19 protein-coding genes and 2 riboswitches are annotated in these 20,998 nt (G+C 63.1%); of the genes, 12 read left to right on the top strand and 7 right to left on the bottom strand.

Going from position 1 to position 20,998, the window contains the following annotated elements:
• Window positions 1-135 precede the first annotated feature (135 nt).
• The 5 genes from cobM to fabF all read right to left on the bottom strand — a co-directional run bounded on the left by cobM (window position 136) and on the right by fabF (window position 3,871).
• Window positions 136-882, bottom strand: a complete 747-nt coding sequence (gene cobM, locus ACIOMR_RS24810; RefSeq protein WP_102605651.1) for a precorrin-4 C(11)-methyltransferase — start codon at window positions 880-882, stop codon at window positions 136-138.
• An 83-nt stretch (window positions 883-965) separates the two neighbouring features.
• A complete protein-coding gene (locus tag ACIOMR_RS24815; protein WP_401196916.1) occupies window positions 966-1,358 on the bottom strand; it encodes a cobalamin biosynthesis protein in 393 nt (130 codons plus the stop codon).
• On the bottom strand, window positions 1,355-2,053 hold the full coding sequence (locus ACIOMR_RS24820; RefSeq protein WP_087694356.1) for a CbtA family protein: 699 nt from the start codon (window positions 2,051-2,053) through the stop codon (window positions 1,355-1,357). Before ACIOMR_RS24820 ends, ACIOMR_RS24815 begins: the two co-directional genes overlap by 4 nt.
• 11 nt (window positions 2,054-2,064) lie before the next feature.
• Window positions 2,065-2,253 (bottom strand): CbtB-domain containing protein, encoded by a 189-nt coding sequence (locus ACIOMR_RS24825; RefSeq protein ID WP_003217883.1) that lies wholly within the window; start codon window positions 2,251-2,253, stop codon window positions 2,065-2,067.
• Window positions 2,254-2,349: 96 nt separating this feature from the next.
• A riboswitch (cobalamin riboswitch) is annotated at window positions 2,350-2,566 on the bottom strand.
• A 36-nt stretch (window positions 2,567-2,602) separates the two neighbouring features.
• Window positions 2,603-3,871: a beta-ketoacyl-ACP synthase II gene (fabF, locus tag ACIOMR_RS24830; protein WP_087694357.1), complete on the bottom strand. Its 1,269-nt coding sequence runs from the start codon at window positions 3,869-3,871 to the stop codon at window positions 2,603-2,605.
• 113 nt (window positions 3,872-3,984) lie between these two features.
• Between fabF and ACIOMR_RS24835 the strand changes: the two genes are divergently transcribed.
• The 5 genes from ACIOMR_RS24835 to ACIOMR_RS24855 all read left to right on the top strand — a co-directional run bounded on the left by ACIOMR_RS24835 (window position 3,985) and on the right by ACIOMR_RS24855 (window position 11,287).
• A complete protein-coding gene (locus tag ACIOMR_RS24835) occupies window positions 3,985-4,503 on the top strand; it encodes a helix-turn-helix domain-containing protein (protein WP_003217886.1) in 519 nt (172 codons plus the stop codon).
• Window positions 4,500-4,702, top strand: a riboswitch (cobalamin riboswitch). Its footprint overlaps the gene before it by 4 nt.
• A gap of 92 nt (window positions 4,703-4,794) precedes the next feature.
• Window positions 4,795-5,856 (top strand): cobalamin biosynthesis protein CobW, encoded by a 1,062-nt coding sequence (gene cobW, locus ACIOMR_RS24840; protein ID WP_003217887.1) that lies wholly within the window; start codon window positions 4,795-4,797, stop codon window positions 5,854-5,856.
• A 3-nt stretch (window positions 5,857-5,859) separates the two neighbouring features.
• Window positions 5,860-9,633 carry a cobaltochelatase subunit CobN gene (gene cobN / locus ACIOMR_RS24845; RefSeq protein ID WP_401196921.1) on the top strand — a complete coding sequence of 1,258 codons (3,774 nt, stop codon included), beginning with the start codon at window positions 5,860-5,862 and terminating at the stop codon, window positions 9,631-9,633.
• Window positions 9,633-10,631 carry an ATP-binding protein gene (locus ACIOMR_RS24850; RefSeq protein WP_178903754.1) on the top strand — a complete coding sequence of 333 codons (999 nt, stop codon included), beginning with the start codon at window positions 9,633-9,635 and terminating at the stop codon, window positions 10,629-10,631. The genes cobN and ACIOMR_RS24850 overlap by 1 nt, the downstream gene beginning before the upstream one ends.
• A gap of 53 nt (window positions 10,632-10,684) precedes the next feature.
• Entirely contained in the window at window positions 10,685-11,287 is a 603-nt protein-coding gene (locus ACIOMR_RS24855) for a VWA domain-containing protein (protein WP_032898884.1), read from the top strand.
• Here the strand turns inward: ACIOMR_RS24855 and ACIOMR_RS24860 are convergent.
• On the bottom strand, window positions 11,244-12,230 hold the full coding sequence (locus ACIOMR_RS24860) for a DUF1853 family protein (RefSeq protein ID WP_177067983.1): 987 nt from the start codon (window positions 12,228-12,230) through the stop codon (window positions 11,244-11,246). The genes ACIOMR_RS24855 and ACIOMR_RS24860 overlap by 44 nt on opposite strands.
• 143 nt (window positions 12,231-12,373) lie before the next feature.
• Here ACIOMR_RS24860 and ACIOMR_RS24865 point away from each other — a divergent pair, with 143 nt between their 5' ends.
• From ACIOMR_RS24865 to pepN, 6 genes are read left to right on the top strand one after another with little or no spacing between them, the layout of a single operon-like run.
• Window positions 12,374-13,264: an NAD(+) kinase gene (locus tag ACIOMR_RS24865; protein ID WP_003217892.1), complete on the top strand. Its 891-nt coding sequence runs from the start codon at window positions 12,374-12,376 to the stop codon at window positions 13,262-13,264.
• Window positions 13,261-14,235 carry a metallophosphoesterase gene (locus tag ACIOMR_RS24870; RefSeq protein WP_161635726.1) on the top strand — a complete coding sequence of 325 codons (975 nt, stop codon included), beginning with the start codon at window positions 13,261-13,263 and terminating at the stop codon, window positions 14,233-14,235. Before ACIOMR_RS24865 ends, ACIOMR_RS24870 begins: the two co-directional genes overlap by 4 nt.
• Window positions 14,232-15,107 (top strand): rhomboid family intramembrane serine protease, encoded by an 876-nt coding sequence (locus ACIOMR_RS24875; protein ID WP_003217899.1) that lies wholly within the window; start codon window positions 14,232-14,234, stop codon window positions 15,105-15,107. The genes ACIOMR_RS24870 and ACIOMR_RS24875 overlap by 4 nt, the downstream gene beginning before the upstream one ends.
• A gap of 15 nt (window positions 15,108-15,122) precedes the next feature.
• Window positions 15,123-15,383 carry a YeaC family protein gene (locus ACIOMR_RS24880; protein WP_003217900.1) on the top strand — a complete coding sequence of 87 codons (261 nt, stop codon included), beginning with the start codon at window positions 15,123-15,125 and terminating at the stop codon, window positions 15,381-15,383.
• A complete protein-coding gene (locus ACIOMR_RS24885; RefSeq protein ID WP_401196959.1) occupies window positions 15,380-16,210 on the top strand; it encodes a DUF2797 domain-containing protein in 831 nt (276 codons plus the stop codon). Before ACIOMR_RS24880 ends, ACIOMR_RS24885 begins: the two co-directional genes overlap by 4 nt.
• 13 nt (window positions 16,211-16,223) lie before the next feature.
• Window positions 16,224-18,881, top strand: coding sequence for an aminopeptidase N (pepN, locus tag ACIOMR_RS24890; RefSeq protein WP_177037251.1), 2,658 nt, complete (start codon window positions 16,224-16,226; stop codon window positions 18,879-18,881).
• A 121-nt stretch (window positions 18,882-19,002) separates the two neighbouring features.
• On the opposite strand, the gene ACIOMR_RS24895 is transcribed toward pepN, so the two are convergent.
• Entirely contained in the window at window positions 19,003-20,058 is a 1,056-nt protein-coding gene (locus ACIOMR_RS24895; RefSeq protein ID WP_177023400.1) for an aldo/keto reductase, read from the bottom strand.
• Between the two features lie 182 nt (window positions 20,059-20,240).
• On the opposite strand from ACIOMR_RS24895, the gene ACIOMR_RS24900 reads away from it, so the two are divergent.
• A complete protein-coding gene (locus tag ACIOMR_RS24900) occupies window positions 20,241-20,957 on the top strand; it encodes a YafY family protein (protein WP_032898885.1) in 717 nt (238 codons plus the stop codon).
• Window positions 20,958-20,998: the final 41 nt, after the last annotated feature.

The following is a 20,998-nucleotide window of genomic DNA, read 5'->3' on the forward strand; positions in this document are numbered from 1 at the left end:
CCGAGCCTAGGCGAGGTGCCGAGTGGTGGGGCAAGAGCGTTTTGCTTACTTTTGCGCTGTTCAAAAGTGAGCCGCTGTAAGAGCGGAACCATAAGCCGCCGTTACCTAAATAACGGATATGTACCCCATCCCCCCTCAGGGCCGATACAAATGCGCATGTCCCGCACGATACAACGACGACTCACCAAAACTGTCACTGGCCAAAACCCGACCCACCAGAATCAACGCCGTACGCCGAAACCCCTTGGCTGCCACCTTCCCGGCAATATCCGCCAGCGTACCAATGGCCCAATCCTGATCCGGCCAGGTCGCCCGATGCACCACCGCAATCGGACAATCCTCCCCATAGTGAGGCACCAACTCAGCCACGATCTTCTCCAGATGATTCACCCCCAGGTGAATCGCCATGGTCGTCCCATGCTGCGCCAGGCTACTGAACACCTCACCTTCAGGCATCGCCGTCTTATCCGCATACCGCGTCAAAATCACACTCTGCGCAATGTCCGGCAACGTCAGCTCAGCCTCCAACAACGCCGCACAAGCCGCCACCGCCGTCACTCCGGGAATGATCTGAAACCCAATCCCAAGCTCCCGCAACAGCCGAATCTGCTCCCCAATCGCCCCGTACAAACTCGGGTCCCCGGAATGCACCCGCGCCACATCCTGGCCTTTCTCATGGGCCGTCTTGATCAGCTCGATGATCTGCTCCAGATGCAACTCGGCACTGTTGACCACCAGCTCAGCCTGATGCCCCTCAAGCACCGCCGCCGGTACCAGCGAGCCGGCATAGATAATCACCGGGCAACTGCGAATCAGCCGCTGCCCCTTGACCGTGATCAATTCCGGATCGCCTGGGCCTGCGCCGATGAAAAAGACAGTCATGGATTCATTCCTGTGAAAAAAAGCACGCGAGCAGCCTTCCAGATGAAGATTGCTCATGATCAAAGCTGACGATTATCGGGAATTCAGCCGGCGCAAGCCAATGCAAAGGTGGCCTGGGCGGTTTTTTTGCGGGTGATCAGGAGGGTGGCAGGGCTTTGAGACAGTTGTTCTGCCAGGGCCAGGGCGGCACTTTCAGCAATGCCGTAGCAACCGGTATAAGCAAAAACCGTCTCGGACTTATGGCTCAGTCGATCTTCATAGGGCGCCAATTGCTCCGCACTGAAAAATACCAACGGCAAATCCAGAACCTGAGCCAGTGCCAGCAACCCCGGCTCATCCCGCTTGCGATCAAGACTGGCCAACGCAGTGATGCGCTGACGTTCAATGCCACCCTCGGTGAGGGCGGCGTTGAACAGTTCAAGCAGGATGTCGACAGAACAACCCCGCTGACACCCCAGGCCAACCGCCAGGATCATGCCGAATACTGACCATCACGGTTACGGCGAAACAGCCAGGCACTGATCAAGCCCAGCGCCAGCCAGAAGGCAACGTTGGTCAACTGCGAGGCGATCTTGAATTGAGCTTCCAGAGCCTCCGGTGCCAACATCGAGTGGACTTCCGGCTGTGGTGCGCCAATCACATGGGGCACAGCCAGGATCGCCACGCCCAGGATTTTCAGCAGCCAGTTACGACCGAACACGATCAGCGCGATACCGGCAGCGGTAGAGGCGGCAGTGCCGATCCACCAGATTTGCCGTTGCGCCAGGTCTGCCGCCGCAGTCCCCGGCAATTCAGGCGGCAAGCCCAGGGTCGGCGCCAACACAAAGGTGGCGTAACCGGCCAGGCCCCATAGCAGGCCTTGGGCCGTACGGGTCGGTGCACGCAGGGTGTACAGGCCGGCAAGCATCAGGGCAAAACCTACGGCGACCACCAGGTTACCGCCCGTAGTCGACAGCACACGCTGCCAGCCATCTTCCGGCTCCCAGGCTTCAGCGTCGTGGGTGTGGGCCGTGGCATCGGCATGTTCATGCACTTCGGTCGCGGCCGGGGCGTTTTCGAAGGTCTCCGCCTGCAGGATCAGCGGGGCAACCCAGAAGCTTTGCAGCAAGGTCAGCAGCAAGGCGGCCAGGAGGCCGGTGAAACCTGCGGTTTGGGCAATACGCTTGATCATGTCGGCAGGTCTCAGTGGCACGGGAACGCAGCGCTGTGGCGGGTATCGTGGGCGGCGTTGTGCACCGCTTCGATGTGCGAGAAACCGGCGAAATACACCAGGCACGCGCCGAGGATCGACGCGCCGATGGCGGCAGTCAGGCGTTGGCTCAGGGTGGCGGTGGTGCTGGCGGTAGAGGCGGTGCTGCTGATGATCGACATGGCGCGTCCCTTCAGGGTTTCAGGGTGACACGAGCGCATGAAAACCCCGCGAGCCAGGCACGCAGGGTTCTGAACAGCGCCCGCCCACCGCGGGTTTGTTATCTGATTTTTTCGGGCCGGTCTCCGGGCTTGCGAGGGGCCTGGGCCTTGAAAGCATCACCTTCCCATGCCGTAGAGGCACAGTGGTTTTGATGCTTCACTCGCTTACCGTTGCGGGGGCAGCACCGGACTCGTCACGCCCTTGAGTAAAGGAACATGACTCACCGGTTTCCCGTTTCACCCTGTGAAGGGCACCCGAAACAAGATGTGTAGGAGAGCATGGGCGGGCGATGGGCGTCAAATCGCCGGGTTATTGCCAGCGTTTGAACAGCACGCTGGCATTCACGCCGCCGAATCCAAACCCATTGGAAATCGCGTATTCAATCGGCAACGACCGAGCTTGGCCCCGGACCATATCCAGCCCATCGGCGGCGGGGTCCGGGTTATCCAGGTTGAGGGTCGCCGGGGCAATCTGGTCGCGCAGGGCGAGCACGGTGAAGATCGCCTCGATCCCGCCCGCGGCGCCCAACAGATGGCCGGTCGCCGACTTGGTGGCGCTGATCGCGACGCTGGCATTTGCACCGAACAGCGTATTGATCGCTGCCAGTTCGCCGTTGTCGCCTACGGGGGTCGACGTGGCATGGGCGTTCAAGTGCTGGATCTGTGCGGCGCTGATCCCTGCCTGCGCGATCGCCAGTTCCATTGCCCTGCGTGCACCCGAGCCATCTTCCGGGCCCGAGGTCATGTGATAGGCGTCGGCGCTGGTGCCGTAGCCCACCAGCTCTGCGATAGGCGTCGCCCCGCGAGCCAATGCATGCTCCAGTTCCTCGATCACCAACAGCCCGGCACCTTCGCCCATCACAAACCCGTCGCGGCCTTGATCGAACGGGCGGGAAGCCAATGCCGGCGTGTCGTTGTAATCGCTGGACAGCGCACGCGCCGCCGCGAAACCGCCGAGGCTGACCCGGTGGATGCAGGCTTCGGCGCCGCCACACACGGCGATGTCGATTTCGCCGGCACGGATCATTCGCGCAGCATCACCAATCGCCTGTACGCCGGCGGCGCAGGCAGTGACGGGGGAGCCCAGCGGACCTTTCAGTTGATGCTGGATCGACACGTGCCCGGCCGCCATGTTGCCGAGGAATGACGGGATCGTGAACGGCGACAGGCGGCGAGGCCCTTTGCTGTCAGCCGTACGAACGGCCTCGGCAATCGCGGGAAAACCACCCACGCCGGAGGCGATGATTGTCGCCGTACGTTCCTGCTGCGATGGCGTCTGCGGACTCCAGCCTGCCTGGGCCAGGGCCTCTTGCGCGGCGGCCAGGGCAAACACGATGAACCGGTCCATCTTGCGTTGTTCCTTGGCCGGGATGACAGTGTCCGGGTCAAAGCCGGCTTCAGGGTCCTGGATGCGGTCCAACACTTGGCCGCCGATGCTGATTGCCAGGTCGCCGATCAATGCCTCGGGTAGCCTGCGAATCCCGGATTCACCGGCCAGCAGGCGCTTCCAGGTCTGTTCCACGCCGGTTGCCAGCGGTGTCACTGCACCCATGCCGGTCACAACAATTCGCTTACTCATGATCGCTTAGCTCCGCAAATTTCAGGTTGGTAGCAATGCATGGACGAAACTATCATTATGAAAGTAACATCCGATAGCTGAAATTTCCGTAGCCGCCCCACAGAGGAACTGCAATGCAACGTAAGTCGCTGGTGAATGCCGAATGCCCGGTAGCCCGTGGAGTGGAACGGGTAGGCGAGTGGTGGAGCATCCTGATCATGCGCGACGCGCTGCAAGGGTTGCGGCGTTTTGACGAGTTTTCCCAGAGCCTGGAAATCGCTCCGAATATGCTCACCCGCCGGCTCAACAGCCTGGTGGAAGCGGGGCTGCTGGAACGCCGGCAATACAGCGAGCGGCCGCCCCGTTTCGAGTACGTACCGACGCCGGTTGGCGAGGATTTCCGGGTGGTGATCATGGCGTTCATCGGCTGGGGCAACCGCCATTTCGCCAACGAAGGTGAAAGCCTGCAATTGGTCGACCGGAAAACCCGGCGCCCGGTGGAAGTGGCGGTGGTGGACGCCGACGGTGCGCGTGTGTCCGTCGAGCAATGCAGCGTCCAGGCCGGGCCGGCGGCGAGCGAAGGCATGCTGGAGCGCCTGGCGCTGCTTAGTGCCAAACGCTCGGACATTGACCCGTCCCCGCGCACTGCGTAGCCTTGCACCTTCGAGGTTCTTCGGCCCAGGCCGAAGCTAAGAAGGGAACGCGGTCAATGCCGCGGCTGCCCCCGCAACTGTAAAGGGTTTATCTGACTGCCACGCCACTGCCTGAACAAGGCGGGAAGGCGCAGCCAGCGCCGGCATCACCGCCGGCAAGCCCCAAGCCAGGAGACCTGCCTCGCAACCGATTTTCTACTTCAACCGGGCGGGGTGATCCGGTGGCGAATTCTGCTTCTGCGCACCTGCGCAGGGCCACTCGTCCCGTATGCCCGCCCCAAAGGGCATCCGATGAAAACACTGGCCAAACTCCCCGTCACCATCGTTACCGGCTTCCTCGGCTCGGGCAAGACCACCTTGCTGCGCCACATGCTGGATAACGCCCAGGGGCGCCGCATCGCGGTGATCGTCAACGAGTTCGGCGAGCTGGGCATTGACGGTGAAATCCTCAAGCAATGCTCCATCGGCTGTACCGAAGAAGAGGCGAACGGCCGCGTCTACGAATTGGCCAATGGCTGCCTGTGCTGCACGGTCCAGGAAGAGTTCTTCCCGGTGATGCGCGAACTGGTGGCCCGTCGCGGCGACCTCGACCATATCCTCATCGAAACCTCGGGCCTGGCCCTGCCAAAACCCTTGGTCCAGGCATTCCAGTGGCCGGAAATCCGCAGCGCCTGCACCGTTGACGCCGTGATCACCGTAGTCGACAGCCCGGCCGTGGCGGCCGGTACTTTCGCCGCCTTCCCGGACCAGGTTGATGCCCAGCGCAAACTCGACCCGAACCTGGACCACGAATCGCCGCTGCACGAGCTGTTCGCCGACCAACTGGCCAGCGCCGACCTGGTGATCCTCAACAAGTCCGACCTGATCAGCCCTGAAGACCTGGCCCGTGTGCGCCTGGAAGTGGCAGAAGAACTGCCGCCGGCGGTAAAAATCATCGAAGCCAGCAGCGGTCGCCTGCCGCTGGATGTATTGATCGGCCTGGGCGCGGGCTCGGAAGAACACATCGATGGCCGCCACAGCCATCACGATCATCACCACGAAGGTGAAGACGACCACGACCACGATGCCTTCGACTCCATCTCCATCGAACTGCCCCAGGCCGACGAAAGCCTGCTGCTGGACGCCCTGACCCAACTGGTGGTCAAGCACGGCATCCTGCGGGTCAAGGGCTTCGCGGCGATCCCGAACAAACCGATGCGCCTGCTGATCCAGGGCGTGGGCACGCGTTTCGACAAGCACTTCGACCGCGCCTGGCGCGCCGATGAGCCGCGCGCCACGCACCTGGTGCTGATCGGCCAGGAACTCGACGCCGCCTTGCTCGAAGCGCAACTGCGCGCTGCCCTCAGCGTTTAAACCATGCATCTGCTCAGGACCCAGCCCGGCGGTTTCGTTTCGGATGACAACATCGCCGACCTTGGGCAAACCCCCGCCGAGCTGGTGATCCTGTGCAGCGGTGATTCCAGCCTGGCGCTGCTGGCCGAAGCGGCCCAGCAGTTGCCCGATGATTACCCGAGCCTGCGCCTGGCCAACCCGATGCAGGTGCAGAACCATGCTTCGGTCGACCTGTATGTGGATGAGGTGCTGCGCCACGCCAAGGTCATCCTGATTTCGCTGCACGGCGGCATCGGTTATTGGCGCTACGGTATCGAGCGCCTGGTGGAGTTGGCCGAGCGCGGCGTGCAACTGATCCTGGTGCCGGGGGATGATCGCCCGGACCCGGAACTCAGTGGCCTCAGCACCGTGGGCGCCGAGGAACGTGACCGGCTCTGGCACTTCCTGCGCCAGGGTGGTTTGGGGAATGCGCTGGATTTCTATCGTTGCCTGGCCGCCGGCTACCTTGGCCGCGATTACGCCTGGAGCGAGCCGCAAACCCTGCCGCGCACGGCGATTTATCATCCGCATAAAGCCAATGCCCGTCTCAACGATTGGCAGGCTGACTGGCAAGCTGATTTTCCCGTGGCGGCGGTGCTGTTCTACCGCTCCCATTTGCAGGCGGCCAACACCGGCTTTATTGATGTTTTTTGCCAGCGCTTGCAGGCCGCGGGTCTCAACCCGCTGCCGATGGCGGTGGCCAGTTTGAAAGAGCCCGGCTGCCTGACCGCGGTCGAGGATTTGCTGGACGAGGTGCACGCCTCGGTGATTCTGAACACCACCGGTTTTGCCCAGTCCAGCCCCGAAGCGCCGCACCTGCGGCCGTTTCGCCGCAATATTCCGGTGATCCAGGCGATTTGCGCCCAGGACAACGAGCCCGGCTGGCAGGCCAGCGAGCAAGGCCTCGGCCCACGTGACCTGGCGATGCACATCGCGTTGCCGGAACTGGACGGGCGCATCATCAGCCGGCCCATCAGCTTCAAGGACCTGGCCTGGCGCAGTGAGCGCAGCCAGTCGGATGTGGTGTGCTATCGCGCACAGCCGGAGCGCATGGACTTTGTCGCCGAACTGGCGCGGCGCTGGGTCGAACTGGCGCGGGTGCCGAATGGCGAAAAGCGTATCGCGCTGATCCTCGCCAACTACCCGACCCGGGACGGACGTATCGGCAACGGCGTGGGTCTCGACACCCCAGCCGCCGCGCTGAATATCCTGCGGGCACTGAAAATCCAAGGTTATCCGCTGCCGGACGAGCTGCCGGAAAGCGGAACGGCACTGATCCAGGCGCTCTTGGGCGGCGTCAGCAACGACCTGGACAGCCTCGACTTGCGTCCGTGTCATCAGAGCCTGGCGCTGGATGACTACGAGGCGATGTTCAACCGCTTGCCCGAGTCCAATCGCCAGGCCGTGTTGGCACGCTGGGGTACACCTCATAGCGATCCAATGTTCCGCGACGGCCGCATGATGATCGCGGGCCTGCGTTTGGGCCTGACCTTCGTCGGCATCCAGCCGGCCCGGGGTTACCAGGTGGACGCGAGTGCGGTCTATCACGACCCGGACCTGGTGCCGCCCCATGGCTACCTGGCGTTCTACTTCTGGTTGCGCCACACCTACGGCGCCCACGGCGTGATCCACGTTGGCAAGCACGGCAACCTGGAATGGCTGCCGGGCAAGGGCGTCGGGCTTTCCGAGAACTGCTGGCCCGACGCACTACTGGGGCCGCTGCCGAATATCTACCCGTTTATCGTCAATGACCCGGGCGAGGGCGCCCAGGCCAAGCGCCGCACCCAGGCCGTGATCATCGACCACCTGATGCCGCCGCTGACCCGCGCCGAAACCTATGGGCCGCTGCGCGACCTGGAGTTGCTGGCCGACGAGTATTACGAGGCACAACTGCTCGACCCACGACGTGCCCGCGAACTGCAAAAGGACATCCTCAAGCTGGTGCGCGAAACCCGCATCGACCAGGAACTGGCCCTGGACGAAAACCTCGACAGCGACGCCGATGCGGCGATCTGGCTGCCGCGCCTGGACACCTACCTGTGTGACTTGAAGGAGTCGCAGATTCGCGATGGCCTGCACATTTTCGGCGAGTCACCCGAGGGCCGCTTGCGCATCGACACCTTGCTGGCGTTGTTGCGTATTCCGCGTGGCGATGGGCGGGGGCCGCAATCGAGCCTGCTGCGGGTATTGGCCAAGGCCTTCGACCTGGGCTTCGATCCGCTGGACTGCGCCCTGGCCGAGCCGTGGACGGGGCGCCGGCCAGTGGTGTTGCAGAAGATCGACACGCAGTTGTGGCGCACTGCCGGCGACACCCGTGAACGCCTGGAGCTGTATGCCGCTCGCTTGATCGAGCAGGCGCTGGAAGGTGCCGTGGAGCAGCTTGAAGAGCCCGGCTGGGAAGACGTCAAGGCGGTGATCGAGAGCTTGCGCATCGTCGTCGCGCCACGCCTGGATGCCTGCGGCCCGGCGGAAATGCGCGGGTTGCTGGATGCCTTGAACGGGCGCTTCGTCCCGGCCGGGCCCAGCGGCGCGCCGAGCCGGGGCCGCCTGGACGTGTTGCCTACCGGTCGTAACTTTTTCTCGGTGGATGTGCGCAACCTGCCCACCACCACTGCCTGGCGCATCGGCTTCCAGTCGGCGAACCTGATTCTTGAGCGTCACCTGCAGGATCATGGCGACCACTTGCGCCAGCTCGGCCTGTCGGTGTGGGGCACCGCCACCATGCGCACCGGTGGCGACGATATCGCCCAGGCCATGGCGCTGATGGGCGTGCGCCCGGTATGGGCCACGGGCAGCCAGCGGGTGGATGACTTTGAAATCCTGCCCATCAGCCTACTGGACCGGCCACGGGTGGATGTGACCTTGCGCGTGTCGGGCTTCTTCCGCGATGCATTCGCCAACCTGATCCGCCTGTTCGACGCGGCGGTGCAAGCCGTGGCTGCGCTGGACGAACCGGATGACCTGAACCCGCTGGCGGCCAAGGTGCGCAGTGAGCGAGAGGCCTTGCGCCTGTCGGGCCTGGACGAGGACGCGGCGGCGAAGCAGGCCGGTTGGCGGATCTTCGGCGCCAAGCCCGGTGCCTATGGTGCCGGCGTGCAGGGCGCGATTGATGGGCGCTTGTGGCAGAGCCGCGAAGACCTGGCGGAGGTTTACCTGAACTGGGGCGGCTACGCCTATGGCGGCTCCGACGAAGGCACCGCCGCCCGCGAACAGTTTGCCCAGCGTTTGAGCCAGGTGCAGGCGGTGTTGCAGAACCAGGACAACCGCGAGCATGACCTGCTCGACTCCAATGATTACTACCAATTCCAGGGCGGCATGCTCGCCGCCGTGGAAACCCTGAGCGGCGACAAGGCCGCCAGCTATCATGGTGACCACAGCCAGCCGGACTTGCCGAAAGTCCGCACGTTGAAGGAAGAGTTGAACCGGGTGATTCGTGCCCGGGCGGCCAACCCGAAGTGGATCGAAGGGGTGAAGCGCCACGGCTACAAAGGCGCGTTCGAGATGGCGGCCACCGTGGATAATCTGTTCGCGTTCGACGCCACGACGGCGTTGATCGACGATCATCAATACGCGTTGCTGGCGGATGCCTACTTGCTGGACCCGGACACCCGCGCCTTTGTGCAGCAGCACAACCCGGATGCCCTGCGGGACATGACCGAACGCATGCTTGAAGCCCAGCAACGCGGCATGTGGCAGGAGCCTGGGGCGTACCGCGAGGCGTTGGAAAACCTGTTGTTGGATATAGAAGAAGGCAGTTGATGACCGACATTCCACATTTCCCGCTGTCCGCCGTGGTCGGCGCCGACGACTTGAAACTGGCCCTGTGCCTGACCGCCATCGACCCGAAAATCGGCGGTGTGCTGATCGAAGGCCCGCGCGGCATGGCCAAGTCCACCCTGGCCCGTGGCCTGGCGGACCTGCTCGCCAGCGGCCAGTTCGTCACGCTGCCGTTGGGCGCCACCGAGGAGCGGCTGGTGGGCACACTCGATCTGGACGCGGCACTCAGTGAGGGCCGCGCACAGTTTTCCCCCGGCGTGCTGGCCAAGGCCGACGGCGGCGTGCTCTATGTCGATGAAGTCAACCTGCTGCCCGACCACCTGGTGGACCTGCTGCTGGACGTGGCCGCCAGCGGCACCAACCTGATCGAGCGCGACGGGATTTCTCACCGGCATTCGGCGCGTTTTGTGCTGATCGGCACCATGAACCCGGAAGAGGGCGAGCTGCGCCCGCAATTGCTCGACCGGTTTGGTTTCAACGTAGCGCTGAGCGGGCACACCCAGCCGGCCGAACGCGGGCAGATCATCCGTCGCCGCCTGGATTTCGACAGCGACCCTCAGGGTTTCTGCGGGCAATGGGCCGACCGGCAGGCCGCGTTGCGTGAGCGCTGCACCCGGGCCCGCGCCTTGCTGGATAGCATCCCGTTGGATGACCAGGCGCTGGCGCAGATTACCGAGCGCTGCTTTGCCGCTGGGGTCGATGGCTTGCGCGCCGACCTGGTCTGGCTGCGTGGCGCACGTGCCCATGCGGCCTGGCGGGGCGCGACGGCTATCAGCGAAGAAGATATCGAAGCGGTCGCGGAATTTGCCCTGCGCCATCGTCGTCAGGAGCAATCCCCGCCTGCAACGCCGCCCGCTGGCGGTCAATCACCCAAGCCCAATGATGCACCTGAAGACCAGGGCCAGTGGGGCAACATGCCCGCACCCGCCTTGCCGATAGGCGCTCGCCGTGATGTGCCCACCTGGCCAAAAAAGCCCTAGGCATCCGCCCCAAACCTGACGCGGGGGCGGATGCACGGCCCAAGGCGGGTCGACTGAACAAGGGCCGGCGAGGCCAGGCGCGCAGCGCGGCCGAAGGTTCGATCAACTGGCCGGGTACCTTGCTCGGCGGGCGGCCGCAACGCCGCGAAGATTTGCTGTATCAACTGCGTAGCCGTACGCCCCATGAGCTGTGGCTGGTGATTGTCGATGCTTCGGCCTCAACCCGGCGGCATCAGGCGCTGAGTGATGCCAAGGGATTACTGGCCCAACTGTTCGACGATGCCTATCGACAGCGGGCGCGCATGGCGTTGCTCACCGCGAGCGGGCAATCGCCAAAGTGGCAGGTGCAGGGATTAAAGGCGGCAAAAGGGCTTGGTCATTGGCTTGATGGCCTCGGTGCAGGCGGTGGCACGCCATTGTTGGCAGCGCTGAACGAAGCGGGGCACTGGTTGGCGGCTCGTCGCAAGCGTTACCCGGTGGAGCAGCAGCGGTTGCTGGTGATCACCGATGGACGGCTGAAAGATGTGGCAGGGCTGCCGCCGCTGGACTGCCCGGGCTTGCTGGTGGACATCGAGCGCGGCCCGATTCGGTTGGGCCGTTCAAAGCAGCTGGCTATGGGGTTACAGATTGACTATCGGCATATCGATAACCTGTAAGCGCCGGCACGTTCGGCCACAGATCCGCCACCAGAAACAACCGTTCGGCTTCTTCCCATTCGCCTTCGCTGTTTTCCACCAGGCGCACCAGCAACTGCGCGGGCGCCATGGGGTCCAGCTCGGTCAGCCAGTGTTGCATCCGGGCCACGTCCCAGGCTTCGTCTGCCGGGTAGTGCGCCGGCGCCAGCCATGCGTGGCGGGGCAGCGGTTGCCAGCGTCCTGCCGGGCTTTGCTCGATAAACCTCGACCAATCGCGCTGATGCAGCCAGCGGCCATTCAGGTGTTGGGGATGCGCGCCCTGCGGGGCCTGCGCCATGCCCGGCCATGGGTAGAGCAGATACCCGCCCAGCCACAGATGGGCATCAAAAGCCTGGATATCGAGCGCGGCCAGGACTTCGCGGCTCTCCGGCCGGGCGGAAATCGGCAGTTGGTGCTGGGCCAGGTGGGCCAGTTTGCGGTCGAGCCGGTCGTGGCAGCCGGGGCCGAGCCATTGCGCGGTGTCCCGGCCATTACCGTCCTGGGGCCCGAGGTAGAGTTTGATCGCCAGTTCCAGATGATGCACACCGTCACGGTCGCGCAGCAGCATGTCCAGCTCGCCCAGGGTATGCCCGGCCTGGCGGATCGGCAGGTTGGCCGCCAGCAGCTCCACGCCCGGCGCATGTTGCACGGCGAATTGCCACAGCCGTTCGTAATACAACCCCAGCCGGCGGGTGCGTGCCTGGCTCAGCCAATGCAGCAAGGCACTGCTGTCCTGGTCCAGCTGGCGCAGCCACTGCTCCAGCAAATGCGGCGCCTGCACCCAGTCGCTGCCGGTCAGCGGGTGGCGTTGTGGCCACGGCGTTTGCGCGAGCATCGGCGGGGCGAGCATCACCCACGCGAGATCGCGCACCTCGGGGTGACGCAGTTGGCGGGGCAGGTGCTGCAAATCAGGGAACAGAGTCATGGTCCGAGCATAGCCTTTTACAGCCGGGAAGGGGGCTGAGAACCGTTGTCGTCTGGGGTTTGCGGCGACAAAGGATTTTGTGTAACGCCGGCTTTCGCCCATAATCGTTCTTTTTTGCAGAACCCGAACCCCGCAGGAGCCCCATGGAGCAATTTCGCAATATCGGCATTATCGGTCGCCTGGGCAGTACCCAGGTGCTGGACACCGTCCGCCGACTGAAAAAGTTTCTGCTCGAGCGCCACCTGCATGTGATCCTCGAAGACACCATCGCTGAAATCCTCCCGGGCCATGGCCTGCAGACCTCGTCGCGCAAGATGCTCGGTGAAGTCTGCGACATGGTGATCGTGGTGGGCGGCGACGGCAGCCTGCTGGGCGCCGCCCGGGCGCTGGCGCGGCATAACGTGCCGGTGCTGGGGATCAACCGCGGAAGCCTGGGGTTCCTCACCGATATTCGCCCCGACGAGCTGGAAGTCGAAGTGGCCAAGGTGCTGGACGGCCATTACCTGGTGGAAAACCGCTTCCTGCTGCAAGCCGAAGTGCGCCGCCACGGCGAAGCCATCGGCCAGGGCGACGCCCTCAACGATGTGGTGCTGCACCCCGGCAAGTCGACGCGGATGATCGAGTTCGAGTTGTACATCGACGGCCAGTTCGTGTGCAGCCAGAAGGCCGACGGCCTGATCGTCGCCACGCCGACCGGGTCCACGGCCTACGCGCTGTCGGCCGGTGGGCCGATCATGCATCCCAAGCTGGATGCCATTGTGATCGTGCCGATGTATCCCCATATGTTGTCCAGCAGGCCTATCGTGGTCGATGGCAACAGTGAGCTGAAAATCGTGGTGTCAAAAGACATGCAGATCTACCCGCAAGTCTCCTGCGACGGGCAGAACCATTTCACCTGCGCCCCCGGTGACACCATCACCGTGAGCAAAAAGGCACAGAAGTTGCGGTTGATCCACCCGCTGGACCACAACTACTACGAAGTGTGCCGGACCAAGCTGGGCTGGGGCAGCCGCTTGGGGGGTGGAGGCGACTGATGCTCGATCCCGCGCGTAGCTACGACCTGATTGGTGACGTGCACGGTTGCGCTCATACCCTTGAGCACTTGCTCGACCGGTTGGGTTACCACAAGCAGGGCGGTACCTGGCGCCATCCGTCGCGAATGGCCGTGTTCCTCGGCGATATCATCGACCGTGGCCCGCGCATTCGCGAGGCGCTGCATATCGTCCACGACATGACCGAGGCCGGCCAGGCGCTGTGCATCATGGGCAACCATGAGTTCAACGCGCTGGGCTGGAGCACGCCCGCCGCCCCGGGCAGCGGCAAGCAGTTTGTGCGCGAGCACACGCCACGCCACGCGCGGTTGATCCACGAGACCCTGACCCAGTTCGAACAGCACCCGGCAGACTGGCACGATTTCCTCGGCTGGTTCTATGACATGCCGCTGTTTGTCGACGCCGGGCGATTCCGCGTAGTGCACGCTTGCTGGGACAACGGCTTTATCGAGCCCCTGCGCGCGCATTTCCCGGACGGCTGCATCGACGAACACTTCCTGCAAGCCGCCGCCGTGCCTGGCAGTTTCGCCAGCAATGCCTTCGACCGCCTGTTGCGCGGCACCGACATGCGCCTGCCGGACGGCTTGACCCTGACCGGCGGCGACGGCCTGACGCGTTCGTTCTTCCGCACCAAGTTCTGGGAAGACGACCCGAAAACCTACGGCGATATCGTGTTCCAGCCCGATGCGCTGCCGGAACCTGTGGCCGCCACGCCGCTGTCGTCCACTGAAAAGAATTCCCTGCTGCGCTACGGCGTCGACGAGCCATTGCTGTTCGTCGGCCACTACTGGCGCAGCGGCAAACCGGCGCCGATCCGCCCGAACCTGGCCTGCCTGGACTACAGCGCGGTGCTGTACGGCAAGCTGGTGGCGTACCGGCTGGATCAGGAAACCCGCCTGGACCCGCGTAAATTTGTTTGGGTCGATGTCGAGCGCCCTGAGGTTATTTCATGAGTACCGTTGCTGTATTACGCCTGCCGCTGGCGGTGGATTTGAGTGGTTTCGTCAAGCTTCTGCAACGCATGCAAGTGCCCCATCGCGTCAGCGAAGAAGCCGGGGAGCAGGTGCTGTGGGTGCCTGATTCCATCAGTGAAGACGTGAAGGTCCTGTACCAGCGCTTTCCGGCCGGTGACCCGGACCAGCAACTGGACATTCCCGAGCAGGCGACGTCGACCAGGCGTCCCGGGTTTGCCCAGCAGCTTCGCCACAGCCCGGTGACCGCGTTGGTGTTGCTGCTGAGCATCATCGTCGGCGCCGTTACGTTGCTGGGGGATAACCTGCAAGCCATGAGCTGGCTGACGTTCCTGCCGTTCAGCGTGGCAGGCGAGTACATCCGTTTCACGCCATTGACCGACAGCCTGGCGTCGGGACAGTGGTGGCGCCTCGTCACGCCGATGTTGATCCACTTCGGCATCCTGCACCTGGCCATGAACGGCATGTGGTACTGGGAACTGGGGCGGCGCATCGAGTTGCGCCAGGGCAGCATCAACCTGCTGGGCCTGACCCTGCTGTTCAGCCTGGTGTCGAACTACGCTCAATACTATTTTGGTGGTCCCGGCCTGTTTGGCGGGTTGTCCGGCGTGCTGTATGGCTTGCTCGGGCATTGCTGGATCTATCAGTGGGTGTCGCCGAATCCGATGTATCGCCTGCCTCGCGGGGTGTTGGTGATGATGCTGGTGTGGCTGGTGCTGTGCCTGTCGGGCCTGGTCTCGATGATCGGCTTCGGCGAAATCGCCAACGCGGCCCACGTGGGTGGCCTGGTGATGGGTTGCCTGACCGGTTTGTTGGGTGGCTTGTACAGCCGCCGCAAAATGTCTCCTATTTAGTTAAGGAAGAGTCTTATGTCCTCTTTTGTCGAAATGATCGAAAACATCACCCCGGACATCTACGAGAGCCTCAAGCTCGCCGTGGAAATCGGCAAATGGTCCGATGGCCGCAAGCTCACCGCCGAGCAGCGTGAACTGTCGTTGCAGGCGGTGATCGCCTGGGAACTGCAGAACCTGCCGGAAGACCAGCGCACCGGCTACATGGGCCCGCAGGAATGCGCCTCGAAGTCGGCGCCGGTGCCGAACATCCTGTTCAAGTCGGATGCCATCCATTGATTGAGATTGGCCGTGGTGCAGTCAGCAAGATGTCGGCGCAGCTGGGTGAGCCGACCGTTCAATACGCGTTTCGCCTGGGCGATACCGAGGTGCCGGTCAATCCATTGATCGGCACTACCGTGCGCCTGGAATACCTCGGTGCGATCCATTGCACCCATTGCGGTCGCAAGACCAAGACCAGTTTCAGCCAGGGTTACTGCTACCCGTGCATGACCAAACTGGCCCAGTGCGACCTGTGCATCATGAGCCCCGAGCGCTGCCATTACGACGCCGGCACCTGCCGCGATCCGGTCTGGGGTGAAAAATTCTGCATGACCGACCACGTGGTGTACCTGGCGAACTCGTCGGGGATCAAGGTCGGCATCACCCGCGCCAGCCAGCTGCCGACCCGCTGGCTCGACCAGGGCGCCAGCCAGGCGCTGCCGATCATGCGCGTTGCCACGCGCCAGCAGTCGGGCTTCGTCGAAGACCTGTTCCGCAGCCAGGTGGCCGACAAGACCAACTGGCGCGCGCTGCTCAAGGGCGATGCCCAGGCCGTCGACCTTGCGCAGGTGCGCGACGAACTGTTCGCCAGCTGTGCCGAAGGCATGCTCGGTTTGCAGGAACGCTTTGGCCTGCAGGCCATCCAACCGGTGACCGACATCGAACCGATCGAAATCCGCTACCCGATCGAGCAGTATCCGACCAAGATCGTCAGCTTCAACCTGGACAAGAACCCGATTGCCGAAGGCACGCTGATGGGGATCAAGGGCCAATACCTGATCTTCGATACCGGCGTGATCAATATTCGTAAATACACGGCCTACCAGCTCGCCGTGCATCAGTAGAAGGACGACAGACATGCGCACCGAACAGCCGAAGATGATTTACCTGAAGGACTATCAGGCGCCGGATTACCTGATCGACGAGACGCACCTGACCTTCGAGTTGTTCGAGGACCATAGCCTGGTCCACGCGCAGCTGGTGATGCGCCGCAACCCCGAGCGCGGCGCCGGCTTGCCGCCGCTGGTGCTGGACGGGCAGCAGCTGGAGCTGCTGTCGGTGAACCTGGCCGACCAGGAACTGACCGACGCCGACTACCAGTTGAGCGACAGCCACCTGACCGTGCACCCTACCAGCGCGACCTTCACCCTCGACACCACGGTGAAGATCCACCCAGAAACCAATACCGCCCTGGAAGGCCTGTACAAATCCGGCGGCATGTTCTGCACCCAGTGCGAGGCCGAGGGTTTCCGCAAGATCACCTATTACCTCGACCGTCCGGACGTGATGAGCGTGTTCACCACCACGGTGATCGCCGAGCAACACAGCTACCCGGTGTTGCTGTCCAACGGCAACCCGATTGCTTCCGGCCCTGGCGAAGACGGCCGGCACTGGGCGACCTGGGAAGATCCGTTCAAGAAGCCGGCGTACCTGTTTGCACTGGTGGCCGGTGATTTGTGGTGTGTCGAAGACACCTTCACCACCATGACCGAGCGCACCGTGGCGCTGCGTATCTATGTCGAGCCGGAAAACATCGACAAGTGCCAGCACGCCATGAACAGCCTGAAGAAATCCATGCGCTGGGACGAAGAAGTCTATGGCCGTGAGTACGACCTCGACATCTTCATGATCGTCGCGGTCAACGACTTCAACATGGGCGCCATGGAAAACAAGGGCCTCAACATCTTCAACTCCAGCGCCGTGCTGGCCCGTGCCGAAACCGCCACCGACGCCGCGCACCAACGGGTCGAGGCGATTGTTGCCCACGAATACTTCCACAACTGGTCGGGCAACCGCGTGACCTGCCGCGACTGGTTCCAGCTGTCGCTGAAGGAAGGCTTCACGGTGTTCCGTGATTCGCAGTTCTCTGCCGACATGAATTCGGCCACCGTCAAGCGCATCCAGGACGTGGCTTATCTGCGCACTCACCAGTTCGCCGAAGATGCCGGCCCCATGGCCCACGCCGTGCGTCCGGACGGCTTTATCGAGATCTCCAACTTCTACACCCTGACCGTGTACGAAAAGGGCTCGGAAGTCGTCCGTATGATCCAAACCTTGCTTGGCGCCGAAGGGTTCCGCAAAGGCAGCGACCTGTACTTCGAACGCCACGACGGCCAGGCTGTGACCTGCGATGACTTCATCAAGGCCATGGAAGACGCCAACGGCGCTGACCTGACCCAGTTCAAGCGCTGGTACAGCCAGGCCGGTACGCCACGCCTGGCGGTGAGCGAGTCCTACGACGCGGCGGCTAAAACCTACAGCCTGACCTTCCGTCAAAGCTGCCCGGAAACCCCGGACAAGGTGGAAAAACTGCCGTTCGTGATTCCGGTTGAGCTGGGCCTGCTGGACGGGAAAGGCGCGGGCATCGCCTTGCGCCTGGCCGGTGAAACCGCTGCCGGCGCCACGTCCCGCGTGATCTCGGTGACCGAAGCCGAACAGACCTTCACCTTTGTCGACATCGCCGAGCACCCGCTGCCGTCGCTGCTGCGCGGCTTCTCGGCGCCGGTGAAGCTGAGCTTCCCGTATAACCGCGACCAACTGATGTTCCTGATGCAGCACGACAGCGATGGCTTCAATCGCTGGGACGCCGGCCAGCAGCTGTCGGTGCAGGTGTTGCAGGAGCTGATCGCCCAACATCAGCAGGGCAAGGCGCTGGTGCTGGATCAACGCCTGATCACCGCATTGCGCAGCGTATTGAGCGACGAAAGCCTGGATCAGGCGATGGTCGCCGAGATGCTCTCGCTGCCGAGCGAAGCCTACCTGACCGAAATCAGCGAAGTGGCGGATGTCGACGCCATCCACGCGGCCCGCGAGTTTGCTCGCAAGCAGTTGGCCGACAACCTGTTCGAAGGCCTGTGGCTGCGTTACCAGGCCAATCGCGACCTGTCGAAGAAAACCCCGTACGTGGCCGAGGCGGAACACTTTGCCCGTCGCGCCTTGCAGAACATTGCGCTGTCGTACCTGATGCTCAGCGGCAAGCCGGAAGTGCTGGCGGCGACCCTTGAACAGTTCGACGCGTGCGACAACATGACCGAGCGCCTGACGGCCCTGGCGGTGCTGGTCAACTCGCCGTTCGAAGAAGAGAAAGCCAAGGCGCTGGCGGTGTTTGCCGAGAACTTCAAGGACAACCCGCTGGTCATGGACCAGTGGTTCAGCGTGCAGGCGGGCAGTGGTTTGCCGGGCGCGCTGGAGCGGGTCAAGACGTTGATGCAGCACCCTGCGTTCAACATCAAGAACCCGAACAAGGTGCGGGCACTGGTGGGCGCGTTTGCCGGGCAGAACCTGATCAACTTCCACGCGGCGGATGGTTCGGGTTATCGGTTCCTGGCGGACCTGGTGATCCAGTTGAATGGCTTCAACCCCCAGATTGCTTCGCGGCAATTGGCACCGTTGACCCGCTGGCGCAAGTACGACAGCGCGCGGCAGGCGCTGATGAAAGGCGAGCTGGAGCGGATTCGCGCTTCGGGCGAGCTGTCCAGCGATGTGTTTGAAGTGGTGAGCAAAAGCCTCGCATAACTGAGGCTGAGTACTGCATCTGTGGCGAGGGAGCTTGCTCCCGCTGGAGTGCGCAGCGCTCCCAAGATTTTGGGGCCGCTACGCAGCCCAGCGGGAGCAAGCTCCCTCGCCACAACGGGTCTTAGATAACCGGCGGCCAGCGCAGGTCTTGTGCATCATCGTCCGTATAACGTGGGAAGCGCTCCGCGATCATCTCGTGGGGCACGCCCAGCGGTATCGCGCTGGCAGCATCCAGACGGTCCACTTGCTCAGCCGAGAGTTGCACACTCAACGCACCCAGGGTGCCGTCCAGCTGTTCGCGGGTACGCGGCCCCAGGATCGGGATCAGCGCGGTAGTGGAACGACGGGCCTTTTCCCGCAGCCAGGCGATGGCGATGTGAGTCGGCGTGGCGTCCAGTTCACCGGCAACCGCCAGCAGGGTGTCGAGCACTGCCGTTTCCCGTGCGCTTTTTTCAGCGTGGACCAAAATCCCCAGCTTGCTGGCGCGGGTATCGTCCTGGCTGTTGCGGTACTTCCCGGTAAGAAAACCACCCCCCAGCGGTGACCACAACGTGGCGGCCAGACCCAGGGCTTCAGCCATGGGCAGCAGCTCACGGTCGGCAGTGCGTTCGGCCAGGCTGTATTCGGTCTGGATCGCTACCAGGGGTGCAAAGCCGCGTACTTCAGCGAGCAGGTCGGCGCGGGCAATGCGCCAGGCGGGGAAGTTGGACAGCCCCGCGTAGTGGATCTTGCCGGCACGCACCAGGTCATCAAAACCCCGCAGGATCTCTTCCATCGGCGTGACGTTGTCGCTGATATGCGCCCAGAACAGGTCGATGTGGTCGGTGTTCAAGCGTTTCAGGCTTTCTTCGACGGCGCGCACCATGTTCTTGCGGTTGTTGCCGAGCTTGAGGGTGCCTTCGTCTTGAGGCTGGGTGCGCAGGGTGTATTTGCTGGCGATCACCAAGCGGTCGCGTTCCGAGGCAATGAACTCGCCGAGCAGCACTTCCGATTGGCCGAACTGGTAGCCGTTGGCAGTATCGAGGAAGTTTCCGCCGGCCTCCAGATAGCCGTCGTAGATTCGCTTGGACTCTTCGCGCTCGGCGCCGTGGCCCCAGCCTGTGCCGAAATTGGCGGTACCCAGGGCCAGCTCTGAAACCCGCAGGCCGCTGCGACGGCCAAAGACTTTATTGCGCATACCGAAACTCCTGACGCTGTGGTTGGTTTAAATGTTTCTCAACATCTATTAAATATGATGCGAGTCATATATTTCGTCAAGGAGCTTTTTTGGCGGCTGAAGGGAAGGGTGCCTGCTCCTGACACTTTCTGACGGAGGCGTCTGCTAAGCTGCGCCACCTTTCTTTTTCGAGCATGATCAACGTGTCGCGTACCAGTCGTCTGTTGACCTTGTTGCAAGTCCTGCGGGGCAAAAAGCGCCCGGTGACGGCCGCCGTGCTGGCGGCAGAACTGGAGATTTCCGAGCGCACGCTGTACCGCGATATCGCCGAACTGACCGCGTTGGGCGCACCGATCTACGGCGAGGCGGGCGTGGGCTATGTGCTGCGTGCGGGCCTGTTCCTGCCGCCGCTGATGCTCAATGCCGACGAGACCGAAGCCATCGTGCTGGGCTTGCGGTATGTCGACCAGCGCGGTGATGACGTACTGAGCCAGGCGGCGGCCAATGCGCTTGCAAAGATCGCCGACGTGCTTGACCCGGCTGCCCAGGAAGCCTTGCGCAATCCGACGGTGCTGCCGGGCCCGCCAGGCTTCGGCTACCCGGAAAATCGCGTGCCGTTGAATGTGTTCCGCGAGGCCATTCGCGGCCAGGCCAAACTGCACATCGACTACGCCGATGCCAGCCAGACCGCCAGCCAGCGCCTGATCTGGCCCCTGGCCCTGGGCTTTCTCAACGAAGTGCGGGTGATCGTCGCGTGGTGTGAATTGCGTGGGGCCTATCGCACCTTCCGCACCGACCGAGTGGCCGCCGCGCGCCTGCAAGGTGAACGGTATCCGGGGCGCCGCAGCGATTGGTTGCGGGGCTGGCGCAAGCTGATGGAACAGAACGAATCCGGGCCGTTCACTCCTGACAAGAACTGACACAACGCTGCTTTAGGATGGCTCCATAAATCACTAAAAAG

The sequence above is a fragment of the Pseudomonas sp. NPDC087814 genome (assembly GCF_044742865.1).
Lineage (GTDB): Bacteria > Pseudomonadota > Gammaproteobacteria > Pseudomonadales > Pseudomonadaceae > Aquipseudomonas.

Bases quoted from the DNA above. Each gene is read 5' to 3' on its own strand.
- ACIOMR_RS24865 (WP_003217892.1), top strand. From the start codon at position 12,374: ATGGAGCAATTTCGCAATATCGGCATTATCGGTCGCCTGGGCAGTACC.
- ACIOMR_RS24895 (WP_177023400.1), bottom strand. From the start codon at position 20,058: ATGCGCAATAAAGTCTTTGGCCGTCGCAGCGGCCTGCGGGTTTCAGAG.
- pepN (WP_177037251.1), top strand. From the start codon at position 16,224: ATGCGCACCGAACAGCCGAAGATGATTTACCTGAAGGACTATCAGGCG.
- fabF (WP_087694357.1), bottom strand. From the start codon at position 3,871: ATGAGTAAGCGAATTGTTGTGACCGGCATGGGTGCAGTGACACCGCTG.
- ACIOMR_RS24860 (WP_177067983.1), bottom strand. From the start codon at position 12,230: ATGACTCTGTTCCCTGATTTGCAGCACCTGCCCCGCCAACTGCGTCAC.
- ACIOMR_RS24815 (WP_401196916.1), bottom strand. From the start codon at position 1,358: ATGATCCTGGCGGTTGGCCTGGGGTGTCAGCGGGGTTGTTCTGTCGAC.
- ACIOMR_RS24820 (WP_087694356.1), bottom strand. From the start codon at position 2,053: ATGATCAAGCGTATTGCCCAAACCGCAGGTTTCACCGGCCTCCTGGCC.
- ACIOMR_RS24825 (WP_003217883.1), bottom strand. From the start codon at position 2,253: ATGTCGATCATCAGCAGCACCGCCTCTACCGCCAGCACCACCGCCACC.
- ACIOMR_RS24875 (WP_003217899.1), top strand. From the start codon at position 14,232: ATGAGTACCGTTGCTGTATTACGCCTGCCGCTGGCGGTGGATTTGAGT.
- ACIOMR_RS24880 (WP_003217900.1), top strand. From the start codon at position 15,123: ATGTCCTCTTTTGTCGAAATGATCGAAAACATCACCCCGGACATCTAC.
- ACIOMR_RS24850 (WP_178903754.1), top strand. From the start codon at position 9,633: ATGACCGACATTCCACATTTCCCGCTGTCCGCCGTGGTCGGCGCCGAC.
- ACIOMR_RS24835 (WP_003217886.1), top strand. From the start codon at position 3,985: ATGCAACGTAAGTCGCTGGTGAATGCCGAATGCCCGGTAGCCCGTGGA.
- cobW (WP_003217887.1), top strand. From the start codon at position 4,795: ATGAAAACACTGGCCAAACTCCCCGTCACCATCGTTACCGGCTTCCTC.
- cobN (WP_401196921.1), top strand. From the start codon at position 5,860: ATGCATCTGCTCAGGACCCAGCCCGGCGGTTTCGTTTCGGATGACAAC.
- cobM (WP_102605651.1), bottom strand. From the start codon at position 882: ATGACTGTCTTTTTCATCGGCGCAGGCCCAGGCGATCCGGAATTGATC.